The organism is Ruegeria sp. BB7 (assembly GCF_056539365.1).
This window is the reverse complement of sequence record NZ_JBQFUV010000001.1, coordinates 322,345-347,363: the sequence shown is the minus strand read 5'-3', so window position 1 is coordinate 347,363 and position 25,019 is coordinate 322,345. Positions and strand designations below refer to the sequence as shown.

Annotated in this window: 23 protein-coding genes; 7 read left to right on the top strand and 16 right to left on the bottom strand. The window is 58.0% G+C overall.

The genetic code is table 11. The features are described from left to right. Positions 1-19: 19 nt before the first annotated feature. From fdh3B to ACR0D7_RS01700, 6 genes are all read right to left on the bottom strand, one after another. On the bottom strand, positions 20-613 hold the full coding sequence (gene fdh3B / locus ACR0D7_RS01725) for a formate dehydrogenase FDH3 subunit beta (protein ID WP_085821701.1): 594 nt from the start codon (positions 611-613) through the stop codon (positions 20-22). Positions 614-624: 11 nt separating this feature from the next. Then, positions 625-3,519 (bottom strand): formate dehydrogenase subunit alpha, encoded by a 2,895-nt coding sequence (locus tag ACR0D7_RS01720; protein WP_480677477.1) that lies wholly within the window; start codon positions 3,517-3,519, stop codon positions 625-627. 132 nt (positions 3,520-3,651) lie between these two features. Continuing rightward, positions 3,652-3,840 carry a ubiquinol-cytochrome c reductase iron-sulfur subunit N-terminal domain-containing protein gene (locus ACR0D7_RS01715; protein WP_142634359.1) on the bottom strand — a complete coding sequence of 63 codons (189 nt, stop codon included), beginning with the start codon at positions 3,838-3,840 and terminating at the stop codon, positions 3,652-3,654. 61 nt (positions 3,841-3,901) lie between these two features. Further along, positions 3,902-4,513, bottom strand: a complete 612-nt coding sequence (locus ACR0D7_RS01710) for a TorD/DmsD family molecular chaperone (protein WP_480677476.1) — start codon at positions 4,511-4,513, stop codon at positions 3,902-3,904. A gap of 4 nt (positions 4,514-4,517) precedes the next feature. Further along, positions 4,518-5,090: a DUF3306 domain-containing protein gene (locus tag ACR0D7_RS01705; protein ID WP_480677475.1), complete on the bottom strand. Its 573-nt coding sequence runs from the start codon at positions 5,088-5,090 to the stop codon at positions 4,518-4,520. Further along, entirely contained in the window at positions 5,087-5,641 is a 555-nt protein-coding gene (locus ACR0D7_RS01700; protein WP_170381428.1) for a DUF3305 domain-containing protein, read from the bottom strand. Before ACR0D7_RS01700 ends, ACR0D7_RS01705 begins: the two co-directional genes overlap by 4 nt. Positions 5,642-5,872: 231 nt before the next feature. Here ACR0D7_RS01700 and ACR0D7_RS01695 point away from each other — a divergent pair, with 231 nt between their 5' ends. After that, on the top strand, positions 5,873-7,825 hold the full coding sequence (locus ACR0D7_RS01695; protein WP_480677474.1) for a 4Fe-4S binding protein: 1,953 nt from the start codon (positions 5,873-5,875) through the stop codon (positions 7,823-7,825). Here ACR0D7_RS01695 and ACR0D7_RS01690 read toward each other — a convergent pair. Beyond that, complete coding sequence (locus tag ACR0D7_RS01690) at positions 7,819-8,547, bottom strand: c-type cytochrome (RefSeq protein WP_480677473.1); 729 nt, start codon at positions 8,545-8,547, stop codon at positions 7,819-7,821. The genes ACR0D7_RS01695 and ACR0D7_RS01690 overlap by 7 nt on opposite strands. 108 nt (positions 8,548-8,655) lie before the next feature. Here ACR0D7_RS01690 and ACR0D7_RS01685 point away from each other — a divergent pair, with 108 nt between their 5' ends. The 3 genes from ACR0D7_RS01685 to ACR0D7_RS01675 are packed head-to-tail and all read left to right on the top strand — an operon-like array spanning position 8,656 to position 10,885. After that, on the top strand, positions 8,656-9,717 hold the full coding sequence (locus ACR0D7_RS01685; RefSeq protein ID WP_480677472.1) for an Mrp/NBP35 family ATP-binding protein: 1,062 nt from the start codon (positions 8,656-8,658) through the stop codon (positions 9,715-9,717). Next, positions 9,714-10,406, top strand: a complete 693-nt coding sequence (locus tag ACR0D7_RS01680) for a biotin/lipoate--protein ligase family protein (RefSeq protein WP_480677471.1) — start codon at positions 9,714-9,716, stop codon at positions 10,404-10,406. The genes ACR0D7_RS01685 and ACR0D7_RS01680 overlap by 4 nt, the downstream gene beginning before the upstream one ends. Beyond that, the gene (locus tag ACR0D7_RS01675; protein WP_480677470.1) at positions 10,406-10,885 is read left to right on the top strand and encodes a DUF6505 family protein; all 480 of its coding nucleotides are present in this window, start codon (positions 10,406-10,408) and stop codon (positions 10,883-10,885) included. The genes ACR0D7_RS01680 and ACR0D7_RS01675 overlap by 1 nt, the downstream gene beginning before the upstream one ends. Here the strand turns inward: ACR0D7_RS01675 and ACR0D7_RS01670 are convergent. From ACR0D7_RS01670 to acs, 8 genes are all read right to left on the bottom strand, one after another. Further along, positions 10,882-11,382, bottom strand: coding sequence for a flavin reductase family protein (locus tag ACR0D7_RS01670; protein ID WP_480677469.1), 501 nt, complete (start codon positions 11,380-11,382; stop codon positions 10,882-10,884). The genes ACR0D7_RS01675 and ACR0D7_RS01670 overlap by 4 nt on opposite strands. 88 nt (positions 11,383-11,470) lie before the next feature. Then, a complete protein-coding gene (locus ACR0D7_RS01665; RefSeq protein WP_170381422.1) occupies positions 11,471-12,883 on the bottom strand; it encodes a 3'-5' exonuclease in 1,413 nt (470 codons plus the stop codon). 1 nt (position 12,884) lies between these two features. Then, positions 12,885-13,403: a hypothetical protein gene (locus ACR0D7_RS01660; RefSeq protein WP_170381421.1), complete on the bottom strand. Its 519-nt coding sequence runs from the start codon at positions 13,401-13,403 to the stop codon at positions 12,885-12,887. A 45-nt stretch (positions 13,404-13,448) separates the two neighbouring features. Beyond that, positions 13,449-15,272: a DUF294 nucleotidyltransferase-like domain-containing protein gene (locus ACR0D7_RS01655; RefSeq protein WP_480677468.1), complete on the bottom strand. Its 1,824-nt coding sequence runs from the start codon at positions 15,270-15,272 to the stop codon at positions 13,449-13,451. A gap of 109 nt (positions 15,273-15,381) precedes the next feature. Next, a complete protein-coding gene (locus ACR0D7_RS01650) occupies positions 15,382-17,166 on the bottom strand; it encodes a sodium:solute symporter family protein (protein ID WP_170381419.1) in 1,785 nt (594 codons plus the stop codon). A 5-nt stretch (positions 17,167-17,171) separates the two neighbouring features. Further along, positions 17,172-17,456 carry a DUF4212 domain-containing protein gene (locus ACR0D7_RS01645; protein WP_170381418.1) on the bottom strand — a complete coding sequence of 95 codons (285 nt, stop codon included), beginning with the start codon at positions 17,454-17,456 and terminating at the stop codon, positions 17,172-17,174. A 181-nt stretch (positions 17,457-17,637) separates the two neighbouring features. After that, entirely contained in the window at positions 17,638-18,321 is a 684-nt protein-coding gene (locus ACR0D7_RS01640) for an adenylate kinase (protein WP_480677467.1), read from the bottom strand. A gap of 7 nt (positions 18,322-18,328) precedes the next feature. After that, positions 18,329-20,293 carry an acetate--CoA ligase gene (gene acs / locus ACR0D7_RS01635; RefSeq protein WP_480677466.1) on the bottom strand — a complete coding sequence of 655 codons (1,965 nt, stop codon included), beginning with the start codon at positions 20,291-20,293 and terminating at the stop codon, positions 18,329-18,331. A gap of 416 nt (positions 20,294-20,709) precedes the next feature. Here acs and dctP point away from each other — a divergent pair, with 416 nt between their 5' ends. The 3 genes from dctP to ACR0D7_RS01620 all read left to right on the top strand — a co-directional run bounded on the left by dctP (position 20,710) and on the right by ACR0D7_RS01620 (position 23,828). Next, complete coding sequence (gene dctP / locus ACR0D7_RS01630) at positions 20,710-21,726, top strand: TRAP transporter substrate-binding protein DctP (protein WP_480677465.1); 1,017 nt, start codon at positions 20,710-20,712, stop codon at positions 21,724-21,726. 66 nt (positions 21,727-21,792) lie between these two features. Next, positions 21,793-22,422: a TRAP transporter small permease subunit gene (locus ACR0D7_RS01625; RefSeq protein WP_480677464.1), complete on the top strand. Its 630-nt coding sequence runs from the start codon at positions 21,793-21,795 to the stop codon at positions 22,420-22,422. A 2-nt stretch (positions 22,423-22,424) separates the two neighbouring features. Continuing rightward, positions 22,425-23,828 carry a TRAP transporter large permease gene (locus ACR0D7_RS01620; protein WP_480677463.1) on the top strand — a complete coding sequence of 468 codons (1,404 nt, stop codon included), beginning with the start codon at positions 22,425-22,427 and terminating at the stop codon, positions 23,826-23,828. A gap of 142 nt (positions 23,829-23,970) precedes the next feature. On the opposite strand, the gene ACR0D7_RS01615 is transcribed toward ACR0D7_RS01620, so the two are convergent. Further along, positions 23,971-25,011 carry an ornithine cyclodeaminase gene (locus ACR0D7_RS01615; RefSeq protein WP_480677462.1) on the bottom strand — a complete coding sequence of 347 codons (1,041 nt, stop codon included), beginning with the start codon at positions 25,009-25,011 and terminating at the stop codon, positions 23,971-23,973. Positions 25,012-25,019 lie beyond the last annotated feature (8 nt).

The following is a 25,019-nucleotide window of genomic DNA, read 5'->3' as shown; positions in this document are numbered from 1 at the left end:
TGATTTTCATGCAGACGGATCAGCCGTCCTTCTGGTCGTAGGCCGTGCCCCAACCCCATGCGCCCGAGCCGAAGCCGCGCGCGACGACGCGCTCGCGGTAGATGGCCGAGACTACATCGCCGTCTCCAGCGAGCAGGGCCTTGGTAGAACACATTTCGGCGCAGATGGGCAGCTTGCCCTCGGCGATCCGATTGCGACCATATTTGGCGAACTCTGCGGTCGAGTGCGTTTCCTCGGGACCACCGGCGCAGAAGGTACATTTGTCCATCTTGCCGCGCGATCCGAAGTTGCCCGCCTGCGGGTATTGCGGCGCGCCGAACGGGCACGCGTAGAAGCAATAGCCGCAACCGATACACAGGTCCTTGGAGTGCAGGACGACGCCTTCTTCGTTCTGATAGAAGCAGTCGACCGGACACACCGCCATGCAAGGCGCATCCGAACAATGCATACAGGCCACCGAGATCGAGCGTTCACCCGGGTCCCCATCATTGATCGTCACCACCCTGCGGCGGTTGATGCCCCATGGGACCTCGTGCTCATTCTTGCACGCGGTGACGCAGGCGTTGCACTCGATGCAGCGTTCAGCGTCGCAGAGAAACTTTGCTCTAGCCATTGTCGTCCTCCTTACGCTGCTGAGATTTTGCAGAGAGTCGCTTTGGTCTCCTGCATCTGGGTTACGGAATCGTAGCCATAGGTCTGGGCGGTGTTGGAACTTTCACCCAAGACATAAGGATCAGCGCCTGCGGGGTATTTGTGCCGCAGGTCTTCACCTTGGAAATGGCCACCGAAGTGGAATGGCATGAAGGCCACCCCGGCACCGACCCTGTTGGTCAGCATCGCCATCACCTTGACCTTGCCGCCTTCGGGACCTTCGACCCAGACCTGTTGCCCGTCACGGATACCAAGGTTGTTGGCATCGCGCGGGTTGATCTCGACGAACATGTCCTGCTGCAGCTCGGCCAGCCACGGGTTCGACCGGGTTTCCTCGCCGCCGCCTTCATATTCGACCAGACGACCTGACGTGAGGATTATCGGGTAATCCTTTGAAAAGTCGTTCTTCTGGATCGAGGCATAAAGAGTCGGAAGGCGATAGGCCTGCCGGTCCTCGTAGGTTGGATAGTCCTCCACCAGATCGCGCCGGTTCGTATAGAGCGGTTCGCGATGCAGTGGGATCGGATCCGGGAAGGTCCAGACGACCGCGCGGGCCTTGGCGTTCCCGAAGGGCGCACAGCCATGCTCGATCGCGACCCGCTGGATGCCGCCCGACAGGTCGGTTTTCCAGTTGGTCTCTGGTCCCGCAACGGCGTCGATGGCCGCGCGTTCCTCGGCCGTCAGATCGCCATCCCAGCCAAGGTCCATCAGCATCTGCATCGTGAATTCGGGATAACCATCCTGAATTTCAGATCCAACGCTATAGACCCCTTCGGCCAAAAGGTTGTCACCATCGCGTTCCACGCCGAAACGGGCGCGGAAAGTCAGGCCGCCTTCGGCGACCGGTTTGGACATGTCATAGAGGTTTGGTGTCCCCGTATGACCCATTTCCGGCGTTCCCCAGCAGGGCCAGGGCAGACCATAATACTCGCCGTCGTTCGGGCCACCAATGGCTTGCAGCGTGGTTCTGTCGAACGTGTGCTGGTTGGCCATGTGGCTTTTCAGACGTTCTGGCGATTGACCTGTGTAGCCGATGGTCCAGAGGCCCGAGTTGAACTCACGTGTGATGCTTTCAACATTCGGGGTTTCGGCGTCTTCCATCTCGATATTGCGGAAGAACCGATCCGCCCAGCCGAACTTGTTGGCGAATTTGGCCATGATGACCTCATCCGGCAAGCTTTCGAACAGCGGATCAACCACCTTGTCGCGCCACTGCAGCGAACGGTTCGAGGCCGTGACCGAGCCACGGGTTTCGAACTGCGTACAGGCAGGCAACAGGTAGACACCATCGGTGCGGTCATGCAAAACGGCGGAAACGGTGGGATACGGATCGATCACGACAAGCATGTCCAGCTTCTCCATCGCCGTCTTCATTTCCGGTCCCCGCGTTTGCGAGTTCGGAGCATGACCCCACAGAACCATGGCACGGACGTTGTTGTCCTGATCCATGTTGGCCGGGTCTTCCAGAACGCCGTCGATCCAGCGAGAGACCGGGATGCCGCGTTCATTCATCAGCGGCTTGTCCTTGCCTTCCTTGTCCTTGATCGTAGCGAACTGACCTTTCAGCCAATCGACATCCTCGCCCCAAACGCGGGACCAGTGACCCCAAGCACCGTTCGACAATCCGTAGTAACCGGGCAGAGTGTGGGACAGAACACCAAGGTCCGTCGCACCCTGCACGTTGTCATGGCCACGGAAGATGTTGGTGCCACCTCCCGAGGTGCCCATGTTGCCTAGAGCAAGCTGCAGCACGCAGTAGGCACGGGTGTTATTGTTGCCGTTGGTGTGCTGAGTACCGCCCATACACCAGATCACCGTGCCGGGACGGTTGTTGGCCATGGTGCGCGCCACGCGCTTCAGCTGCGAACCGGGGGTGCCGGTAACACGCTCGACCTCATCCGGGTTCCACTTGGCAACTTCTTCACGGATTTGGTCCATGCCCCAGACGCGGGTGCGGATGAACTCTTTGTCCTCCCAACCGTTGTCGAAGATATGCCACAGGATACCCCAGATCAGAGCAACGTCTGTGCCGGGGCGGAAGCGGACATATTCATCCGCATGCGCCGCAGTGCGCGTAAATCGCGGGTCGCAGACGATCAGCGGGGCGTTGTTCTGCTCTTTCGCGCGCAGAACGTGCAGCAGCGAGACGGGGTGTGCCTCGGCCGGGTTGCCGCCGATGATGAAGATGGCCCGAGAGTTATGGATGTCATTATACGAATTGGTCATGGCGCCGTAGCCCCATGTATTCGCAACACCCGCAACCGTGGTCGAATGGCAGATACGGGCCTGGTGGTCCACGTTATTCGTGCCCCAGTAGGCGGCGAACTTGCGGAACAGATAGGCCTGTTCGTTATTGTGCTTCGCCGAGCCCAGCCAGTACACGCTGTCTGGCCCGGATTCTTCGCGGATGCTCATCATGCCGTCGCCGATCTCGTCGATCGCTTGTTCCCAGCTGATGCGCTTCCACTCGCCGCCTTCCTTCTTCATCGGGTACTTGAGGCGGCGTTCGCCGTGGGCGTGCTCGCGGACCGAGGCCCCCTTGGCGCAGTGTGCACCCAGATTGAACGGGCTGTCCCAACCGGGTTCCTGCCCGATCCAGACGCCGTTCTGTACTTCGGCCACGACTGTACAGCCGACCGAACAATGGGTGCATACGGATTTGATATTCTCAACGGCGGTGTTGGCCGCTGTTTGGGCGCTGGCTGGCGTCACGGTTCCACCCGTGGCGCTGATCGCGGCGAGGCCGCCGATCGTCAGGCCCGAGCCACGCAGGAATGCGCGGCGATCGACGGTTTTCTCGCCGATCTGGGACAGGATACTTGTCCGCTGGGGGCGTCTCGCAACCCCGTTGGTCTTTTTCCTTAGCATTGGTTTCCTCCCTTGCTCGCCATGTAAGCCATGGCTGGCTTGGTACTGCTGATGCCGACATCAGGGCCAATCGCAACCGTCAGTCGGGTGGTGACATCGTCCGGTTGGTGGACCGGGCGCAGTCGAGGCGGCTTAGAAGCGCGCGCTGTCCAGGTAAGCGCGGGTATGCGCTGTGTCCTGCATGCGGGTTTCGTCCGTTGGCAGCTCGGCTGCTTCGGCTTGTCCGCTTAGGCTGGCAGCGGCAACGGCAGCAGGCGCTGCGGTTCCGGCCAATTTGAGGAAGTCGCGGCGCGTGGCGCCTTCTTCCTTGGTCTTGCTCATGGGTTCCTCCTTTCCCATTTGCGATCTAGCGCCAATTCGGGCGCTGGCGAGGTATGGCGGATCACACCGCCGTCATCCGGAAGGCCTCACGCTCGATCTCCATAAACACCCGACCGGCAGTGCCGACCGAGGCATAGAGAACCGAGTTTTCAGCGGCTTCCAAATCCGAATAAAAATGCGTGGCCCAAGGGCCGATATGCTTGCTCCAGAACGCCTTTTGATCCTCCAGAGACGCAGGTGCGCCAAAACGGCCGACGATCATGCCCGCCATCATCTCCATCAACGAGGCTATATTGTCTTCGGGCTCGTACACGTTCTGTGCTCGCGTGATGCCGCGCGCGGCCATGTCGTTGCGTAGCTGAGCCAGTGGTTTCTCGTTCAAGAACCCAGTCAGGTAGAAGCTGGCGTAAGGCAGCAACTCACCCCGGCCCAATCCAATGAACAGAGCATTGAATTCGCGTTCCGCCGCAGCAGGTTTAGTAACCTTTGCCACCCGCGCCATGGCCTGAATGGCCTGACCCAAATCTGTTTCGTCCCCTGTCAGACCTGCGACCTGATCCAGCAGCATCTGATCCGGTGGAGCTGACAAAAGCAGCCCAAGGAAGTTGTAGAAATCCGCGCGCAGGCGATCCTCGGCTGAGATACCCAGAGTTTGCGCGTTATCTGCGGTCATGCGGTCATCCTTCAAATTTGAATTTCATGCGGCGCGGGGCAGGCGGCAGGTCGACTTCTTCCGGCTCTTCCGTTTCAGCAACCAAAACCGGCTGGGGCACTGGGTTCTCATCCAATTCCGGTTCCAATTCGGTATCAGGTGCTTCGGGTTCATCTTCGGAAGGGGGTTCTTCAGTTTCGGCAGCCAAGGCTTCGATATGCGCCAGCATGCCTTTGCCAACTTGGTAGGCGGTGGGGATGTTCTCGATCACGCAAGCCGCGTCGGTATAATCCTCGCCGTAATCGACCAGCCCATCGACATTGGCCAGCACCGGGTTCAACCGCCACAATCGACGTAGGGCGCGGCGGCGCAGACGGTCGGGCACGGCCTTGGCCATGAAACCCGAGACGTCATCTCCGGCCTGCAACTGATCGGGATCGGGCAGATTGAATTCGGCCAGTATTTCGGCGTCGCTTTTTTCTTCCAGCTCGGCATGCTGCGCTGCAATGGCTCGTTCCTCGGCCGCGATAACCTCAGCTTCGGCCTCGGCCTCAACAGCGGCCTTGCGGCGGGACCAGAAATCGCGGGTCTGGGTCACTGCACGATCCTCCGTGGGGCGCGGTAGACGTCCGAGTCCTGCCGGATGCGCGCATCTCCCTTGCCATCCTCGACAAGATCGGTGCGCTTCTTATCGCGACGGCGTTTGACGAAAACCTCATCGCGGTGATGTTCCAGCGCGAAATCCCGAACCCAGGCAATCAGGCCTTCGGTCATCGGGATTTTCTCAACAATCTCTTCTCCGGTGTCCGCGTAATCCTGTCCTTCGAACGGGGACGCGGTGACCAGCACTGCATCCATCGGGCGTTCGCCATCCAGTGCGTCGCGCAGAACAAGATAGATCGAGGGCTGACCGTCTGACAGATTGACCATGTAGGCCTCGGTTTCATCTGCCCAGAGGGTCAAGGGTAGGGTGGCCGCGTGGTATTCCACAGCCTCGCCTTCACGGCGCAGTTCCAGCCAATCCGCTGGTCCAGCACCGGGTAAAACGGCGACGGCGCGCCAGTTCCACTTCGCCCAGCGAGTTACACCGGGTGTTTTGCGCACGACGACGCCGACTGGCATTTCAATCTGGCTTGCGGCCTTGGCCACTTATTCCTCCCCTGAAGGCTCTCCCCTGCCTTCATCTAAGTCTACTATGGTACACAAAATTGCTTTGTGCCAAGTCTCAATTGTCTGACGATTGCGCGATCACTAAATGTTTACGTCAGCAGGTCGGATCAACAGCGGGTTTCGCAGCAAGCTTGGCCGCCGGGGATTGCCACTTTTCAAACACACCCTAATCTGAACCTGAAACAGGGAAATTGTTCGGGAGGGGAGGCCATGGGCACAAAAATACTGTTGTGCAGCTGCGCAGGAACGCAGGATCTGGACGCCGAGAAAATCGCGTCCGCATGCGATGCAGTATGTTCCAAAGTGCACTCGGCGCTGTGTACCTCTGAGTTGGAAACTGCAGCGTCACTGATGAAGGGTGGCGACACGGTGATTGCCTGTGGTCAGGAACAGGATGTGTTCCAGGCTCTTGCGGAAGAGCTGAATATCGACGCACCCGGATTTGTAGACCTGCGCGACCGCGCTGGCTGGTCTGAGCAGGGCAGTGATGCAGGGCCAAAGATGGCCGCCTTGGCCGCCGAGGCTTTGTTGCCGCAACCGATTACGCCCAGCGTCGATGTTTTCAGTGAAGGCACCTGTTTTATTGTCGGTTCGGGCAAGGTTGCCTTTGAACTGGCCGCACGTCTGTCGGGAGCATTGGCGGTAACCGTGTTGGTCACTGATGACGCTCAACCCGTTTCGCGGGCATTTGATGTTGTGCGTGGGCGAATTCGGTCACTGACGGGCGCGCTTGGCGGATTTTCTTTGCGATTTGATGCTTTGCAACAGATGGAACCGGGCGGCCGGGGCGACTTTGCGTGGACCGAGCCGCGCGATGGTGCGCAATCCTCCTGCGATATCGTCATTGACCTGACCGGCGGCACGCCTTTCGTGCAGGCCCCGGCCAAGCGAGAAGGATATTTGCGCGCCGACCCCAAGGATTTGATTGCGGTGGAACGTCTGGCCTTTGAGGCCGTGCAACTGGTCGGCACATTCGAAAAGCCGCTTTATGTACGAATGGAGGAAACGCTCTGCGCTCATTCCCGTGCCGAGCAGGTCGCCTGCACGAATTGTCTGGATATCTGCCCGACCGGCGCAATCACCCCGGCGGGTGAGCATGTGTCCATTGACCCGATGGTCTGCGCCGGATGCGGGGAATGTGCGGCGGTGTGCCCGTCCACGGCCATTACATACGAAGACCCGCCGATTTCCGCGCTGTTGTCGCGGATGCAAGTTCTGGCACGTACATTTCGGCGGGCCGGAGGCGAGGCGCCCCGGCTTCTGGTTCATGATAGCCATGGCGCCGAGATGATCCGGTTGGCCGCCCGTTTCGGACGAGGCCTTCCAGCTGACGTGATCCCGTTAGAGCTGCAAGTGATCTCGGGCTTTGGACATGCCGAGATGCTGGCGGCATTGGCCCACGGGTTCGCGCGTGTCGATGTGCTGCTGGCTCCGACCACCGAACGCGATGCGTTGGATCGTGAATTGGAACTGGCCCAGGCAGTTGCTAGGCCCGATAGCCTTGGGTTGATTGACGAGGCCGACCCGGATGCGATGACAGACCTGCTTTACGCGCAAAACGTGCCACCGCCGCTGGCCGATCCGGTTCTGCCGCTGGGCAATCGCAGACAAATCACCCGGCTGTCGGCGCAGGCGCTGAACCCGCAGGCCAAAGCGCCCTTGCAATTGCCCGAGAATGCGCCCTACGGAGCTATTGCGGTGAACACGGACGCCTGCACTTTGTGCCTCAGTTGTGTGTCGCTCTGCCCTTCAGGTGCGTTAATAGACAATCCGGATAAACCGCAGCTGAACTTTCAGCAGGACGCCTGCCTGCAATGTGGGCTCTGCAAGGGCATCTGCCCCGAGAATGCGATTACGCTCGTCCCACAGTTGGACCTGAGCGACGCGGCTTTGTCTCAGCAGGTGTTGAACGAAGAAGAGCCCTTTGCCTGCGTGGAGTGCGGGGCCTTGTTCGGTGTGAAATCCACGGTTGAACGGATCATGGAAAAATTGTCGGGTACGCATCCGATGTTTGCCACCTCGGACAAGGCGCGGATGATCCAGATGTGTGACAATTGTCGCGTCAACGCGCAGTTTCAGCAACAGGACAACCCGTTTCAATCCAATCCGAAACCCAAGGTCGTCACGACCGACGATTACTTTTCAAAGCGAAAGGATCACTGAAGTTGTAGCGGAGCGCCAAGGTCGGCTGCTTTGATGATCGAGACGAAGGCCAGGATCGCTTCGAACTCTTCCAAAGTCATCTCGACCGGGTGAATGGGCGAGGGGCGTTCCGGGGCGAAAGGTGGTGTAAGCCCGTCAATCTGCGTGAAGGCCGGATGAGGATTGAGCGCAAAGAATGCCTCAAACCGTTCTGACCAGTCGGACATCGCGCGCAGCACCGCGAAAGACGGGGTAGAACCCAGCCCGTTCATCCGGTTCTGTGGCCCGATAACGTGGCAGCGTCCGCAATGAGTCATTGACAGTTCCTCGCCTCGGGCCGCGTCGCCGTCGATCACGATCTCTTCCTGTGTTGCTGCGACCTCAAAGCTGGCAGAGAAGGGTGCGCCCTGTTCCGGAACAAAACTTTCGACCGTGTTCTTGCCTACGTCGGACAACAGCCAGTCGCGGAATCGTTCGTGTTTGGCGTCATCTTCGACCCGCAAGTGATAGATCACACCTTCGCGGGCGAAGACAGGATCGCCGGGTGGTGCAGTTTCCAACACTAAATCGCCCGCATCATCCGCAATAACGCGTATCCCGGTCTTGAGAGAGAAGCGCGGAAGGATATGTTGCAACAGACCAGAGTCGGAAACCTCGGCCGGGGCGGCAAGCCCCAACGCCTCTTGCGACCAAGAGGGGCTGGCAGAGAGCGTCAGGCTCAGGCACAAGAGGACAAAGCGCATGGCCAAACCTAACGGTGCGGTCGCAATTGCGTCAAATGAACTGAATGAGACGGAGACACATGCAATGAAACTCAACCACATGGTCGTACAGGCTACAGGGGCAAAGGCATGAGTGTTCGTGACGCCGTACTGGCAAACCTGAAGAAGATCACCGACCCTGTTTCCGGTCAGGATATCGTCAGCGCAGGCGTGGTCCGTGCGTTGAATGTCGAAGGCGATACTGTACGCTTTGTGTTGGAGATTGACCCCAAGCAGGCCGAGCGCATGGAGCCGGTACGTGCCGCGGCCGAGAAAGCAGCGCAACTGGTCGAGGGCGTGGGGAGTGTATCGGCCATGATGACCGCGCACTCGGAAAAGGCCCCACCAGATCTGAAGCCTAAGCCCAAGGCGTCGCAAACCGGCCCGCAGGCGGTGCCGGGTGTGGATCGGATCATTGCCGTTGCCTCGGGTAAGGGTGGCGTGGGGAAATCCACTGTTTCTGCCAACCTCGCCTGTGCACTGGCGGCTGAGGGTCGGCGCGTAGGTCTGCTGGATGCGGATGTCTATGGCCCGTCACAGCCCCGGATGCTAGGCGTTTCGGGCCGTCCGGCCAGCCCTGACGGTAAGACTATTCTGCCGCTTCGCAATCACGGTGTGACTATGATGTCTATGGGGTTGATGACCAACGAAGGCCAGGCGGTTGTGTGGCGCGGTCCAATGCTGATGGGCGCGTTGCAACAGATGATGAGCCAGGTACAGTGGGGTGCTTTGGATGTGCTGATCGTTGACTTGCCGCCCGGCACTGGTGACGTGCAGCTGACGTTAAGCCAGAAGTTCAAGGTGGATGGCGCCATTGTTGTTTCAACCCCGCAGGACGTGGCCCTGATCGACGCCCGCAAGGGGATCGATATGTTCAACCAGCTTAAGACGCCCATCGTCGGAATGATCGAGAACATGTCCACCCATATCTGTTCCAACTGCGGGCATGAGGAACACGTGTTCGGCCATGGTGGTGTCGCGTCCGAGGCCGAGGCGCTGGGCGTTCCATTGCTGGGGGAAATCCCGCTGCATCTGGACATTCGCGTGGCGGCTGATGGCGGCGCCCCCATCGTGGTCAGTAAACCGGACAGCCCACAGGCCGAGGCGTTCCGCAAGATCGCCCGTGACATGATCGCCAAGGGCAAGGCATGAGCGAACCAGTCTTCCCGCCTTTGCTGACGGGCTATCCTGTGCAAGGTGGGGAGGACCCGTTCGAGCGCGCTCAGGCCATGGCGGCGCTGGGGTGTGATGCCGGGTCGGTCGTGTACAACATTCAGGCCGATCGCTTGCGGGTGGCGATAATCTTTGCGCCAGAGGTTCCCTTGCAGGACGCCATGGCGATGTTGCCCTTGTGTGCTGTTGGGTTCCAGAACGCGCTGGGCGCGCTGGCCCCACCCGAGGTCGCCGTACATCTGGGTTGGGACGGATTGATCTGCGTGAACGGCGCCAAATGTGGAATGTTTCATACCGCGTCATCGACCGTCCGCCCGGACGAGGAGCCGGACTGGCTCGTTGTTGGGTGGGAGCTGGAGCTTCTGCAAACCGGGGATGATCCGGGAAAAACGCCGGATGTCACAGCGCTCTATGATGAAGGCTGTGCAGATGTGTCGGCGGTACAATTGGTTGAAAGCTGGTCACGGCACATGCTGACCTGGCTCAACCGTTGGCAGGAAGACGGCAACGCCCCTTTACACGGCGAATGGATGGGCCTGCTGCGCGGTGTCGGAGAACCCTGCGAGACAGGTGTATTTTTGGGCGCGGACGAACGGTTCGGAATGCTGATCCGCGATGGTTCGGACACACGGCTGCGCCCACTGACGGAATTGTTGGAGAACGGATGATGAAACTGGCCCGCGCAATCCATTTTGATGAAAGCGATAAGAACGTGTTTCATTCCCCAGCCCGGACCGGCGAGTGGTGCATCTCTGGCGGGTTCGAGTTTTCGAATTGGGGGCAGGCCGATTTGGAAGGCAAGGCGCGGCAGGCTTTCGCGAACGGCTGGCTAGGTGTCGAAACCTTTGGGCGTGTGACATTCGTCGCCGTTACGCAAATCGAAGAGGCCGAGCTGGATCAGGTCACGAAAAATCTGGCTGAACATTTCGTGCAACTCTATGGCGCTCCATCGGTAGAGGCGGCTTTGGGCGTTGCGCAGGCCGAAATCGCGCATATGGCTGAACTGTGTGACGAACACGCGCCCAATACCTTGCTGACGGTGGCCCGCGAGTTGTCAGAAACCGGTGTGCACGAAGCTTTCCGCATTATCACGCCGCAAGAGACACAGCTTGAAGCGCTGGCCGTTCACGGCTCGCTGGATGGTTAAAGCAGGTCCGCGAACCCGCCGAATTGCCCGCGCTTAAAAATCAGGCCATTGCCGGTGCGATGCATCACATTCTCGACCTCACCAACAAGGATAAGGTGATCCCCCGCTTCGTGTTTGGCATGAAGCTGACAGTCGAACCGGGCGAGGCAATTGGCCAGTTGTGGACGCCCTTTGTGGTCTTGCTTCCAGTCGGCGTGTGAAAAATCCAGGCCGTCGCGGGCGAACTTCAGCGCCTGTTCTTGTTGTTCTTCGGCCATCACATGGATGGAATAGTGCTTGCAAGCATTGAACGAATTGAATCGGTAAGAGTCCTTGGCAAGGCACCACAAAACCAGTGGCGGGTTTAGCGACACTGACGAAAACGAATTCACGGTGATCGCGCGTGGCCCGTTTCCGGTGTTGGTTGTAATGACAGTTACACCAGTGCCAAAACATCCCAACGCCTCACGAAAGGCAGAGCTTTGATCCGGGGTAGGTGTGAAGGTTTTTTCTGTCATCGTCCGCTCATGCAGTGGCCTGCATCAGGTGCCACGGCTTGCAGGGATTGTCCATGAAAAGCTGTGTCTTGCATGAACATTTTAACGCTTAGTTCAGGTCTTCCAACAGGCGGCCGTGCTGGCGGGTGGCCTCGATGACCGCGCCAAATGTAGTCATGCCTCGGGCCTGCAGCATAGGAAGCATCTTGACCAGCGCCTGCGCCGTTGCGACTGCATCGCCAAGGGCGGTATGACGCAGCTCGTGCGGGATTGTGATGTCCAGCCGATCACACAGGGCATCCAGCGTGTGCTTGTCGCTGGCACCGAACAGAACGGCCGAAAGCAAGACCGTATCAAGAATGGGGTGATCCCAGTCAACATCCATACGCTTGGCATGGCGACGCAAAAAGGCCATGTCGAACGGAGCATTATGCGCCACGATCACTGCGTCTCGTGCGAATTGGTGAAATGTCCGCCCGGCCTCGGCAATATCCGGGGCCCCCTGAACCATGTGATCGCTGACCTTATGCACTTTGGTCGAGGCTGGAGGTATCGGTATGCCGGGATTGACAAGCATGTCCAGCCGCTCGCCGTCAACGATGCGCCCGTTTACCACACGAACCGCGCCGATCTGGACGATCTCATCCTTATGAGGCAGCAATCCTGTGGTTTCGGTGTCAAACACAACAAAGCACAGGTCCTGCAGAGCAAGGGTTTCGAACTGCCCTCCGGACGCGCTGTTCAATAGATCAAAATCATAGACCAGGGGCCGGGCCGCCTCGGGCGAGATATTGGCAGCACTTTCGTCAAAGACCAGCAGATAACCCGGAGCGTCCCCCAGAGGTTTCATCCGGGCAGAGTAGGTCTGCGCACCGTCGATGCTGGTCAGGGTACAGGCGACTTCCAATCCTGATTTTGATAGCTTTTCATAAGCTTGCTGCAATGCGTTGGGTTGCAGGTACTCGAAAAGCGAGGCGTTCAAACGGGGGTGCGCAATCTGAGCCAGAACCCCGGCGGCTTGGCCATCATAGAGTACAATCTTGTGGGTCGGGCCGGCCAGCACCATCGCGACAGGGATTTCGGTTAGCAGTGCAGTCAGTCTTTGTTTTTCTGCGGACAGATGAGCGGTTTCTGCGGCGACGGCTTCGGCAACATCCAAGGTTTTGCCCGAAAGCTGATCAGCCAAACCTGCAGCAGCAGGGGCCAGATCGCCCAAATAACGTGCCGCTTGCATGTCGACATCCGTACTGACGCCTGCATGAGCGCGCGCGCGCAACTGCGCCGAAAGCCGCTCGATCGGCTTGGCCACGTTGTCGTCAAACAGCAGCCACACCGCGATGATCAAGGCTATAAACCCAAAGCCCATGATGATCTCAGCCATGATAAAGGCATTTACGAGTTCAGGATCGGAGACGCGTAGAAAACTGATCCAGAGAGCAATAGAGCTAACGGCCAATGCACCTACAGCCAAAAGGCAGAAGAACAGAAAGATACGTACGCGCAGGCTCAACCGGGTCAGCATGTTATACTCCGCAGGTGGCCTCGATTATCGGGTCTTGGGCGTTGACGTTCAGCCAATCGGCATTCAGCAATTGACCATCATCTCCGAACTCGGCACCGTCGGCCAGGCTGGCGCGTTTGTTTGCGGCGCAGTCAACGGCAATCGGAAGTTTCGAAATCGGAGACCAACGGCCAAAGAAGTACATCTCCACCAGCCGTTGTTCGGGCACCTGTTCATTGGTTCGAACCGAGGCGGTATCTATTGCGGCAAAGCGGTTCACAAATGGTACTGCGTAGGTCCAGGGGCGATAAATGGCCTTGCTTTCGACTTCCTGCACGATTTCCATCCCTTCAGGAAGCGTTTCAACTGTGCGGTCGTACCAGGAATACTCGCTTGCAATGGTCATCCCGATCATGCCCAATCCAGCCGCCACCGGGGCTGTCCAGCGGGGCAGGCGGCCGCCTGTCAATTTATTCAGCACCATTACAACACCAGCGAACGCAAAGCCTGCAAAGATTGTGCCGATCAGTTCCAGAAACATTTAATTCTCCGCGTTTCGGACGTGCGCGTCCGTTAAAATCTTTGCTTAGCCCAGCATACCTTTGCCGTGCCCCACCGCCGACTGCATTGTTTTCACGACGACAAAAGCGTCACGTAGATGACTTCGTTCAAAATCCGACAAGGCGGACGGTGGAAGGTAGTTGTCGGGCTTTTCTTCGGATTTGACCAGCCTTACCTGATGCTCCAACCGAGTTTCCGCGATCAGGTCATAGGCGTCCAGCAAATCCCGAGCACCTGACGAGCTGAGAACATTTGCCGCTTCGGCTGCTTTCAGACGGGCACGGGTGTTGGCTTCGGTCAGTTGTCCCTGCAGGCTGTAAACGCGGGCCAGATCCACCACAGGCACCACGCCATTATGCTTAAGGTCCAGCGTATTGCGGTGCTCGCCCGAACGGATGGTGGCAAAACCACGTAACAGTCCAAGGGGCGGCGTGTGTTTCAGCGAATTCGAAATCATATGCGCAACAAAGATCGAATTCGCATTTGCAGCCGCCAGGGTGTCGGCCTGTAGATCAGCAAATAAATCAAACGTGCCGCCGATAGGGCGCAGGTCGAACATGACCGAGGCGAGCATTTGCGCCTCTGGGTTCGGTTTTGCGATCCAGCCGTTGAAATAGTCTCGCCACACACGTACCGGCTGACACCACTGCGGATTGGTCGCCATCATGTCGCCCGGACAATAGAAATACCCGCAGGTATCCAGCCCGTCCGAGACGAATTTCGCAAGCTTGGCGAAATAAGCCATGTCGCCCTCGGTCACACTGTCATCCAGCATGAGGCAATTGTCCTGATCCGACACGCCGGTTTGCTCTTGCCTCCCTTGAGAGCCGCAGGCCAGCCACAGATAAGGCACGGGCGGTGGGCCAAGTTTCTTTTCGGCCAGCGCCAACAGGCGACGGGTGGCAGTGTCGGCGATGTCCGTGATCAGACGGGTGACAATTTCGTGTCGGTTGCCACCTGCGACCAGTTGCACCAGAAGTTGTGGAATCTCCGCCGTGACCAACGCCATTTCGTCGGCTGAATCGGCATGGGCTATGCGGCGCACCAACTCGGCGGAGTTGACAGCTTGATAGTGGGTTAAGTCGGTCTGAGTGACGATGCCGACCAGCTTACCGCCTTCTGAGATCGGGATGTGACCAATTCCACGTTCCATCATCACGTGCAATACGTCCGAGCCTATGTCGAAGGGCGATAAGGTGATCGGATCAGGCGTCATTATCGTCGAAATTGGGGTGCTTTCGGGCATCCCATCCGCCACGTATTTTCCGGAAATATCTCTCAATGTGGCGATGCCCAACAGCTTGTCACCATCGCTAATGCAAAGCGACGAGATGTGGCGGTCTCGCATCATTTGAGCTGCTTCGCGCACTGGCATCGAAGGTGGGCAGACAGCTGGGTTACGGGCCATGAGGGTGTCAATCGAACTGGTGGCGAGGCTTTGCGGACTTGTGCGCTCTCCTCGCGTTCGATCAAAGAATTTTGCAACGACGTCGTGGTCGTCAATCAGCTTGCGCACCACGTTGGGGGGCAGAACCATCAGAACGGATGGGGTGTGGGCGTGTGCATGAGTCGCGGCCTTGCCGTCTTTCAGCAGCCCGCGCTCACCAAAGGAATTGCGCAGGCCCAGATGCGAGACGACAGCACCGTTTTCATCCGTAATCTCAACCTGACCTTCATAGACCACGAAGATGCCGGGCAGGGTGGTGCCTAGCTCGTATACTGGGGACCCTTCTTCGACTTCCCACACCTCGATCTGATTGGCCAGATCGTCCAGCGTGTCAGGCGGAAGGGCATCATAAGGGTGTACGGATTTCAGAAACCGGGTGATCTGGTCATGGGACAAAGGCATCAGATAATCCTGTGTTTCTGGTTGAAAAATCCCGCCCGGTGATATGCCGGGCGGGAGTCGTCGGTCAAAAGACGCGACACATGAGGGTTACCCACATGCCGCATCATGCTCATTTATTCTGAGCTGCGCCCGCGCCACGGGGAATGCGTACGCTTTCGACCAATTCGACGATCTCCTGCGGAGTCTCTTTGGTCATGCCGGCGACGACATATGCCACACCGAAGTTGACCATGGCACCGATGGCGCCGAACGAGGTCGACTTGATCGGACCCAGAAGCGGGTCAGCATCGGTGAACGAGTTGGTGCCCGGAATGAACAGCCAGCCCTTGTGCAGAAAGATGTAGATCAGGGTCACGGTCAGACCGGCCAGCATACCGCAGACCGCGCCGGTGTTGTTGATGCGGGTCGAGAAGATCCCCATCATCAGCGCCGGGAAGATCGAGGCAGCGGCCAAACCGAAGGCCAATGCAACCGTTTGCGCCGCAAAGCCCGGTGGGTTCAGACCCAGGTAGGTTGCGACCACGATGGCAACGGCCATTGCGACCCGCGCCGACAGAAGCTCACCTTTTTCTGAGATCTGCGGATTGATCGCGCCCTTGATCAGGTCGTGGGACACCGCTGACGAGATCGCCAGCAACAGTCCCGCAGCGGTTGACAGAGCAGCCGCAAGACCACCGGCAGCGACCAGACCGATCACCCAACCCGGCAGGTTGGCAATCTCGGGGTTGGCCAGAACCAGGATGTCACGGTTGAACTTTGTCAGCTCGTTGCCAACCCAGCCTTTTTCTTCCGCGATTGCCTGCATCGATTCAGACTTGTCATTGTAGTACTGAATCTTGCCGTCGCCGTTCTTGTCTTCCCAGTCCAGCAGACCGGTCTTCTGCCATGTCTGCATCCAGTCATAGCGCGGATCGGTATCGATTGCTTCGACCGAGACAGCGCCGCCCTCGATGCCACCGTTGGGCCACATCATGTCGGTGATATTCAGACGCGCCATTGCGCCAACCGCAGGGGCGGTCAGATACAGCAGAGCGATGAAGACCAGCGTCCAGCCAGCGGACCAACGAGCGTCAGACACTTTCGGCACGGTAAAGAAGCGCATGATCACGTGCGGCAGACCGGCTGTACCGATCATCAGCGACAGCGTGAACAGCACCATGTTCAGCGTGTTCGAGTGGTGCGCCGTGTACTCGGCAAAGCCCAGCTCGGTCACGATCGCGTCCAGCTTGGTCAGCAGCGGCTCACCACTTGCGGTGTCGCCAAACAGACCCAGCGCCGGAACGGGTGTACCGGTCAGCTGCAACGAGATGAAGATGGCCGGGATAGTGTAGGCTGTGATCAGCACGCAGTACTGAGCGACCTGAGTGTAGGTCACGCCTTTCATCCCGCCAAACACCGCGTAGGCAAACACGACACAGGCACCGATCAGCAGACCGGATGTGTTCGACACCTCAAGGAAACGGCCAAAGGCCACGCCCACGCCGGTCATCTGACCGATCACGTAAGTCACCGACGCGACGATCAGACAGATCACCGCAACGACACGTGCGGTCTGGCTGTAGAAACGGTCGCCGATGAATTCCGAGACGGTGTATTTGCCGAACTTGCGCAGGTAGGGCGCAAGCAGCAGAGCCAGCAGCACGTAGCCACCGGTCCAACCCATCAGGAAGGTCGAGTTGTCATAGCCGGTAAAGGCGATCAGACCCGCCATCGAGATGAACGAGGCCGCGGACATCCAGTCCGCCGCTGTCGCCATACCGTTGGTGACCGGATGAACGCCGCGACCGGCGGCGTAGAATTCCGATGTGGAACCCGCACGGGCCCAGATCGCAATGCCGATGTACAGCGCAAAGGACGCGCCGACAAACAGCAGGTTGATGGTAAACTGGTCCATTGGGTTTACTCCTCATCCACGCCGTGTTCGGCGTCCAGCTTGTTCATGCGCCAGGCGTAGTTGAAGATCAGCACCAGAAAGACCAGGATCGATCCCTGCTGAGCGAACCAAAAGCCCAGATCGGTACCGCCTACGGCAATGCCCGATAGCAACGGACGCAGCAGGATGCCGAATCCAAAAGACACCAGCGCCCAGATCGCGAGGCTGATGTAGATGAGACGCAGGTTGGCCTGCCAATAGCCCTTATCGGCCTCGGCAGTCTGCGCGGAGTTTGTTGATTGATCCGCCATTGCGGGTTCCTCCTTCACTTCCTCGTTGGGCGGCCCGTTGCCCAACTCCTCCAGTGCGTTGGGCCGCTTCTCGAATGTACCAAACGCTCCGTAACGTCAGGCAAAACTTCTCTGGTCCGCCAAGGCGGTTCCTTTGAAGTATTCTATTTGGGATCAAAGCCTTGCGGCTTATCTCCTCCCCTTAACTCATCGCATTGCCGACGATGCTTTCCAGATCGCTGGCGATGTCTTCGATCTTGCCCATGGCGTTGGTGCACTTGAGCACGCCTTGGCCGTCGTAATACGTAATCAGCGGTGCGGTCTGCGCATGGTAAGCGGTCAGGCGCGAGGCTACGGTCTCCGCGTTGTCGTCTGCGCGCCGCTTGAACTCGGTGTGGCCGCACTTGTCGCATTTGCCGTCTTCGACGGGTTGCTTGAACGTGTCGTGGTAACCTTCGCCGCATCCGGCACAGGTGTAGCGACCCGATATGCGGATCACCATTTCCGCGTCTTCGACCTCAAGGCTGATCGCCGCGTTGATCTTTTGGTTGTTTTCCGACAGCAAACCATCCAACGCTTCGGCCTGCACGGTGGTGCGCGGGAACCCGTCCAGAATGACACCTTTGGCGCAATCCGGATGGGCCATGCGGTCGCGCAGGATGGCTATGACGATCTCATCACTGACAAGATCGCCAGCTTCCATCACGGCCTTGGCGGCTTTGCCAGCTTCGGTCCCGGCGGCAACCGCTTCGCGCAGAAGGTCACCGGTGCTGAGCTGAACCAGCCCGAATTTGTCTTCCAGCATCCGAGCCTGTGTGCCCTTCCCGGCGCCCGGAGGGCCGAGAAGGATCAGAACGGCAGGAGATATGGTCGTGGCAGCGTCCATCATGTCCTCACTTGTTCGCACGGTTTTCGATCAGATCTTCGACGACCGACGGATCGGCAAGGGTCGAAGTGTCACCCAGCGAGCCATAATCGTTCTCGGCAATCTTGCGCAGGATGCGGCGCATGATCTTGCCCGATCGGGTCTTGGGAAGGCCGGGCGCCCACTGAATGACGTCTGGCGAGGCGATCGGGCCGATCTCGGTCCGTACCCAGGTGCGCAGCTCTTTCACCAGATCATCCGAAGGCTCGCGATCATTCATCAAAGTGACATAGCAATAGATGCCTTGTCCTTTGATTTCATGGGGATAACCAACCACAGCGGCCTCAGCAACTGCGGCATGCGCGACCAGTGCGCTTTCCACTTCGGCGGTACCCATGCGGTGGCCTGAAACGTTGATCACGTCATCCACACGACCGGTGATCCAGTAATCACCGTCTTCGTCGCGACGGCAACCGTCACCGGTAAAGTAGTAACCCTTATAGTCTGAGAAATAGGTCTTTTCGAACCGCTCATGGTCACCCCAGACAGTGCGCATTTGGCCGGGCCAGCTGTCCTTGATGCACAGGACGCCCTCGACGCCATTGCCGTTGATTTCAACACCGGACTGCGGGTCAAGAACCACAGGCTCGATACCGAAGAATGGCTTCATCGCCGAGCCGGGCTTCATCGCGTGGGCACCAGGCAGGGGGGTCATCAGGTGACCGCCTGTTTCAGTCTGCCACCAGGTGTCAACGATGGGGCATTTGCCCTTGCCAACAACGTCATTGTACCAGGTCCAGGCCTCGGGGTTGATCGGTTCACCCACGGTGCCCAGTGTACGCAGATCACTCAGATCGCATTTCTCGACGAACTCATTGCCCTGACCCATCAAGGCACGGATCGCTGTCGGAGCGGTGTAGAACTGGTTGACCTTGTGTTTTTCGCAAACCTGCCAAAAGCGCGAGGCGTCGGGGTAGGTCGGTACACCTTCGAACATCAGCGTGGTCGCGCCGTTGACCAGTGGGCCATAGACAATATAGCTATGACCGGTGACCCAACCCACGTCGGCAGTACACCAGTACACATCACCTTCGTGATAATCAAAGGTGATCTCATGCGTCATAGCAGCATAAACCAGATAGCCGCCGGTTGTATGCACAACACCCTTGGGCTGTCCGGTCGAACCGGAGGTGTACAGGATGAACAAAGGATCTTCGGCGTTCATCTCGGCGGGTGCGCAATAGTCATCCGCTTCCAAAGCCATTTCATTGTAGTCGTAGTCGCGCCCGTCGATCCATGTGGTCTGACCACCGGTGCGCTTGACCACCAAACATTCCACGCTGTCCTTGCAGTGCAAAAGTGCAGCATCCGCGTTGGATTTCAGTGGTGTCTTGCGGCCACCGCGCGGGGCCTCATCCGCGGTGATGATGACTTTGGCATCGCAACCGTTGACCCGTGCCGCCAATGCGTCGGGTGAGAAGCCTGCGAATACGATGGAATGAATAGCTCCGATCCGGGCGCAGGCCAGCATGGCATAAGCCGCCTCGGGGATCATCGGCAGGTAAATGACAACGCGATCACCTTTGCGCACGCCCAGCGATTCCAGAATGTTCGCCATGCGGCAGGTGCGGCGGTGCAACTCGGCATAAGTAATGTGCTGCGCTTCGTCGTTCGGATCATCCGGCTCCCAGATGATAGCGGTTTGGTCGCCACGTGTTTTCAGGTGGCGATCCAGGCAGTTGGCTGACACATTTAATGTACCATCGGCATACCAGTTGATGCCGACCTTGCCGAATTCATAGCTTACGTCCTTGACCTGGGTGAAAGGCTTGATCCAGTCGACGCGCTTGCCTTGCTCGCCCCAGAATGCATCGGGGTCATTGATCGAAGCCTGGTACATCTCGTTGTATTTGTCGGCATCGACATGGGCGCGCGCAACGGTTTCGGCGGATGGCGGATAAACGTTAGCATCTGCCTGGGCAGCGGTTGTCATTCTGAGGCTCCTCCCTCTGGACTTCATTTCACTGGGCCGAATTTTGCCCGCGGAACGGGCGATGTCGACCCGCTTCCTCCCCAAGGCTGATAATAGGGAGAACTGAAAACAATGAAATAAATTACCGATATCTTTGGATTAGTTTGTAAAGAAATTTTACCTTAGAATGTAAAAGTGTAAAACAATATCTATATAGTAAAATAAAGTAAGTAAAAACAATAAGTAAGTTGTAACACGTCTTGTGCGAATGTATGTGGCTACCCGCCTCGATATCCTGCATTCAGAATTCATCTTTTAGTTGTTAGCGCTGGCTATCGTGGCGGGGTAAACCCGTCCGGGGTTGGCACATCCAAATGTTGGCGCTAGCTTTGGTCGCAAGCGCTTGTTCAAGAAGCGCACAATAGGGAGAGATCATGATGAATAAGATGTTAAGTGGCGCAGCCGTCGCCGCCTTGACGGTTGCATTCGTGTCCGAGGCAGCCGCAACTGAGTGGAATGCTTCGGTCTGGGGCAAGCGACGCGCCTTTACCGAGCATGTTGAGAAGCTGGCAGAATTGGTTAGTGAAAAAACCAATGGCGAATTCACCATCAATGTCAGCTATGGTGGGTTGTCCAAGCCGCGCGAAAATCTGGACGGGATCGAAATCGGCGCCTTCGAGATGGCTCAGTTCTGCGCGGGCTATCACCGCGACAAAAACCGCGCGATCACGGTGCTTGAACTGCCGTTTCTGGGCGTGAACACATTGGATGAAGAGGTCGCCGTCAGCCATGCTGTCTATGATCATCCGGCGGTCAAAGATGAGATGGCGCAGTGGAATGCACGCATCATCATGACTTCGCCCATGCCGCAATATAATATCGTTGGCACGGGCGAACCGCGTGATGAATTGGCCGAGTTCGACGGAATGCGCGTCCGTGCCACCGGAGGCCTCGGGCAGGCTTTCGAGGCGGTCGGCGGTGTTCCCACATCTGTTCCCGCAACCGAGGCGTTCAATGCTATGGAGTCGGGTGTGGTTGACACGGTCGCTTTTGCCCAGCACGCGCACCTGTCCTTCGGCACGATCAACGAGGCCGATTGGTGGACTGCGAACCTGAACCCCGGCACGGTCAATTGTCCGGTTGTGGTGAACATCGAAGCATATGAAGCTCTGCCTGCCGAGCATCGTGAGGCACTGAACAGTTCGATTGACGAAGCGATTGATCACTACCTCGCCAACTATGGTGGATTGCTGGAGCAGTGGGATAGCGTTCTGGCCGAGAAGGGCGTGCAGAAAGTTGAAATTGACGACGCCGTGATTGAAGAGTTCCGCGTCAAAGCTGCTGATCCGATCCGCGAAAAGTGGATTGCTGACATGACCGCTCAGGGCCTTCCAGCGCAGGACCTCTACGATCTGGTCCAGGCGACGCTGAAACAGCAGCGCGGCGGCAACTGATCGCCCTAATCGGGTGCCTGACCGGGCACCCGAACACCAATCCAAAAAAAACAGGGGATCACCGTAATGGCAGGACAGGCCACGGTGCTTGAAGACGGCAGCCGACTTAGTCGGCTGGATCGTCAACTTTTTAAGTTGGAGCAGTTTCTGGCATTGATCAGTGGTCTGGCCGTTTTTGGCTTGATGGTGCTTGCTGTCGTCTCGGTCAGCGGGCGCAATGCAATTAACGCACCTTTGCCCGGTTATGTCGACTGGATTGAACAGGCCATGCCATTGATTGCCTTTCTGGGCATTTCCTTTGTGCAACGACAGGGTGGGCACATTCGCATGGACATCGTTATCGCACGTCTTCACGGGCGGGCGTTATGGCTGTTCGAAATGATTTCGGTGATCCTGATCCTTGTTCTGATGCTGGCGTTGGTGTGGGGGAGTTGGTCCCATTTCGACCGGTCCTTCGACTTTGGTGCGCCGTTATGGAGCCGCGACAGTTCCATCGACATTGGTATTCCTCTCTGGCCCGCCAAACTGCTGGCTCCGGTCGCGTTTTCGGTCCTGTGTGCGCGGTTGGTATTGCAAATCTGGGGCTACGGTCGTGCCTTCGTTCTGGGGTTGGAGCATCCGGTTGCGGTGCCTCTGATTCAGGATGCGGCGGCCCAAGCAGCGGCTGAGGCCGAGCAATTCGAAGGGCAGGACTAACCATGGACTCGATAGATATTGGCCTGTGGGTCACGGGCGGTCTGCTGGTTCTGGTTGTCACGGGCATGCGCGTGGCCTTCGCGGCAGGTCTTGCCGGGCTGGTGGGGCTGATCTGGATTTTCTGGGCCAAGTTCGGATATGATCCCGACCGCTTTGGCAAGGCATTGACGGTTGCGGTGAAAACGGCCGGGCAGGTGCCGCATTCCAAAGTGGCGGCTCATACGCTCAGCCTGATCCCGACCTTCATCCTGATCGGATACCTGGCCTACTACGCGGGCCTGACCCGAGCCTTGTTCGAGGCTGCCAAACGCTGGGTGGCTTGGGTGCCGGGCGGGCTGGCGGTGTCGACCGTGTTTGCAACTGCGGGATTTGCGGCAGTGTCTGGCGCATCGGTCGCCACATCGGCGGTGTTCGCCCGGATCGCCATACCCGAGATGCTGAAGGTCGGCTATAACAAGCAGTTCGCTGCAGGTGTGGTTGCTGCCGGGGGGACGCTGGCCTCGTTGATTCCACCTTCGGCGATCCTTGTGATCTATGCCATCATCGTCGAACAGGACGTCGGAAAATTGTTGCTGGCCGGTTTCATTCCGGGTGCGTTTTCCGCGGTCGTCTATGGGGTGCTGATTGTCGGCATCGCCGTTTTCTTCAAAACCGTCGGCCCCCCGGTCACGGGCTACACCTGGAAACAACGCTTTGCGTCGCTACCTGGCGCTTTTCCGATCGTGGCCGTGATCCTGATCATCATCTGCTTTGTCTACAACCCGTTTGGTGAAAAAGCATGGGGCACGCCGACCGAAGGCGGCGCTATCGGCGCTTTTATCGTCTTCTGTTTTGCCCTGTTCCACGGCATGCGCTGGACCGAGTTGAAATCCGCGCTGCTTGAGACCGCCAAACTGACCGCAATGATATTTTCGATCATCTGGGGCGTGCTGATCTATGTGCGCTTTCTCGGCTTTGCCGACCTGCCGGGTGCCTTTTCCGATTGGATTACGTCGCTGGAAATGTCACCGATGCTGATCCTGATCTGCATTCTGCTGGCTTATGCGGTACTGGGCATGTTTATGGATGCCATCGGTATGCTGTTGCTGACGCTGCCGGTGGTCTATCCAGCCGTAATGGCACTGAATGGTGGTGAATTAGTCAGCGCAGCTGACAGCGCATTCGGCATGTCTGGCCCGATGTGTGCAATTTGGTTCGGTATTCTCGTGGTGAAGATGGCCGAGTTCTGTTTGATAACACCGCCCATCGGACTGAACTGTTTCGTAGTCGCGGGCGTCCGCCCGGATTTGAGCGTTCAGGACGTCTTTAAAGGTGTCACTCCGTTTTTTATTGCGGACGCTGTCACCATCGCGCTGCTTGTGGCGTTCCCTGCCATTGTACTCTATTTGCCGTCGCTCGCTGGGTGAGCATGGGTGTTTTGCGAGGCTCTGCCTCGCGCTCCGAGATATTTTTGGCCAGATGAAGAACCGGATCCCAGCTTCATCTGGCTGCAAATATCCCGGGGGAGACACCGAAGGCGGCGGGGGCAGAGCCCCCTCTGTCCGGACGTTACCCGGCTCGCATCAACATTCCGTACAAGTCACGCGGATCATCCGGGTCAGCCAGCATGTCGAGGGGTTCAAAAAACTCGGTACCTTCTATGGCCGATTTAACATAGCGCAGGGCTGAGAAATCCTCGATTGCAAAACCTACGCTGTCGAACAGGGTGATCTGCCGATCGTCGCGACGACCTTCTGCCTGGCCAGTCATGACCTGCCACATCTCAGTCACCGGGTGGTTATCGTCCAGTGCCTGTATCTCGCCCTCGATCCTCGTCTGTTCCGGATATTCAACGAAAATGTCTGACCGTAATAGAATATCACGGTGCAGCTCGGTCTTGCCGGGGCAATCGCCGCCGATGGCGTTGATGTGCACGCCCGGGCCGATCATGTTGTCGGTCAGGATCGTGGCGTATTTCTTGTCGGCCGTGCAAGTGGTGATGATATGTGCGCCTTCGATGGCCTCTTCAGCGGTCTTGCAAGCTACGACCGTCAGCCCTTTGTCTTGCAGGTTGGCGGCGCATTTTTTGGTGGCGTTGGGGTCGGTGTCGTATAGGCGTACGGTGGTAATTCCACACATTGCCTTGAAGGCAAGGCATTGGAATTCCGACTGGGCGCCGTTGCCGATCATGGCCATCACCGAGGATGACTTGGGTGCCAGATAGCTGCCCACCAAAGCTGAGGTTGCGGCTGTGCGCAGTGCGGTCAGCATTGTCATTTCGGTAAGCAGAGTTGGATATCCGGTGTAGACGTCAGCTAGCAGGCCAAAGGCGGTGACTGTCTGTAATCCCTCGGACGTGTTCTTGGGGTGGCCGTTGACGTATTTGAAGCCATAGGCTTCGCCGTCTGATGTGGGCATCAGTTCAATCACGCCATGTGGGGAATGGGCCGGGATACGGGGCGTTTTGTCGAAGCTTTCCCAGCGTTTGAAGTCGGCTTCGATCTGGGTTGCGATCTGCGAGATCATCCGCTCAAGCCCGATGTAATGCACCAAGCGCATCATGTTATCGACGGATACAAATGGCACAAGTGCCTTGTCAGAAGGTTGCATCGGGGTCT